The sequence below is a fragment of the Nocardioides endophyticus genome (assembly GCF_039543845.1).
GTDB classification, from domain to species: Bacteria; Actinomycetota; Actinomycetes; order Propionibacteriales; family Nocardioidaceae; genus Nocardioides; species Nocardioides endophyticus.
In genome coordinates this window covers 1-1,178 of sequence record NZ_BAABKN010000038.1, presented here as the reverse complement: position 1 = coordinate 1,178, position 1,178 = coordinate 1, and the positions used below count along the sequence as shown (strand labels likewise).

Here is a 1,178-nt window from a genome sequence, read left to right as displayed (position 1 = left end):
CCCCCCCGGATGCCTTCGAGAACGTCGAAGATCACTCGGGTGCGATTCTCGCGACCGCCACCGAATCGATCGGTCCGGTTGTTGCGCTCACCGTCCAGGAACTGCGCAAGCAGGTAGTCGTGCGCCCCGTGTACCTGGACTCCGTCGAATCCAGCGGCTTGGGCGCGTTCGGCGGCAGTAACGAAGTCGCGCACTACCTCGTCGACGTCGCTCGTTGATAGCGAGCGTGCTCCACTTCGCTCGTCGTCGTAAGGGCACACGGCAGGCACTGACGACAGCTCGGGGAGCGCGCGACGGCCCCCGTGGTGAAGCTGAATGCTTGAGACCGCGCCGCGGACACGTATCCCCTCCGCCAGTTTGGTCAGACCCTCGAGGTGCCGTTCCGAGTGGATGGCGAGCTGGCCGGGGAACACCTGACCCGCGGGCGAAACGTGCGCGGCACAGGTCATCACCATGCCGAACCCTCCTTGGGCACGCCGCACCAGCCACTCGTATTCGTCATCGCCGAGGGTGCCGTCGGCGTGGCTTTGCTGATTCGTCAGCGGAGCGAGGGCGAACCGATTCGCCCACGCGGGACCACGTTTGAGGTCGAGAGATCGTGCGAAGAGAGCGCGGCGTGCCGGCTGCTGTTCAGGGGGGATCTCCGCCGCCATCATGCTCCTTGGCCGATCGGCGCGATCGGTTAACGTCGCTGGATTATAGGGGATCGTGTGGTCTCCCTCGCGCGATACATCGAAGATTTCGTGCAGGGCGGCCCGGATTCCCACCAGGAGTGTTATGGGGATCAGGGCGCATCGACCGTGCACCGATCAGCAGGAGTTAGGTCCCCGTGTTTGGGTCCGCACATGGCGCGCCGCATCGCGTCACGAAAGGTCGTGCAGTCTTGCGAATGGCGCCTGCGACCGCGGTACGCGCGAGACAAAGGACCGGGACGCGCCGCCCAGCGCCTGTCTGCCGAGGCAGTTCCAGAGCGTGAAGAACTTGCCCTGAAGACCCGCGACGTGGACATGCCTCCGACATGCAGACTGTGCATCTGCACCGCTCTGCGGTGCCGCTCACCAACCTCGCACCTCCTGCACTGTCGGGCTGAATGCCTGGGAGGTATCCCGGACCGTCCCGAGTTGAGTCCAGCAGAGTGGTGTACGACGTGGTGACCGGCAACTGCGCGTAGACGTGGG

1 protein-coding gene is annotated in these 1,178 nt (G+C 65.1%); it reads right to left on the bottom strand.

From position 1 onward, the window contains the following. On the bottom strand, positions 1-767 hold a 767-nt coding region (locus ABEA33_RS26305; protein ID WP_486348360.1), incomplete at its 3' end, for an oxidoreductase. Between the last annotated feature and the right edge of the window lie 411 nt (positions 768-1,178).